Source organism: Pantoea sp. Pa-EAmG, assembly GCF_030024295.1.
Lineage (GTDB): Bacteria > Pseudomonadota > Gammaproteobacteria > Enterobacterales > Enterobacteriaceae > Pantoea > Pantoea dispersa.
The window spans coordinates 1-446 of record NZ_JASEWO010000437.1 but is presented as its reverse complement, the minus strand read 5'-3'; the positions used below and the strand labels follow the sequence as shown (position 1 = coordinate 446).

Here is a 446-nt window from a genome sequence, read left to right as displayed (position 1 = left end):
AAGCCGTGGCGCTGGTGCAAAAAGTTGAGGGTGTGAAATCCGTCAGTGACAAACTGCACGTTAAAGACAGCAAAGAGACCACACTGAAAGGTTATGCGGGGGATACCGCAACCACCAGTGAAATCAAAGCTAAGCTTTTAGCAGATGACATTGTGCCATCGCGCAACGTGAAGGTGGAAACCACCGATGGCGTGGTGCAGTTATCAGGAGAAGTGGCGAACCAGGCACAGTCCGATCGTGCTGAGAAAATCGCCAAAGCCATTGAAGGCGTCAAAAGCGTGAAGAATGACCTGAAGGTGAAATCTTAACGCGAGCGAAGCGGCACTGTTTCGGTGCCGTTTCGTAATAAAAACAATGTTGTATGAACAAGCAGTTCGATTTTCACTACGGTAAGGAGAGGCTTATGTTTCGTTGGGGTATTATCTTTCTGGTCATCGCTCTGATTG

Annotated in this window: 1 protein-coding gene; it reads left to right on the top strand. The window is 48.2% G+C overall.

The genetic code is table 11. The annotated features are described in order from the left end of the window. Positions 1 to 308 (top strand): molecular chaperone OsmY (gene osmY, locus QMM04_RS23125; protein WP_282997237.1); only part of this gene is annotated, 308 nt, incomplete at its 5' end. Between the last annotated feature and the right edge of the window lie 138 nt (positions 309 to 446).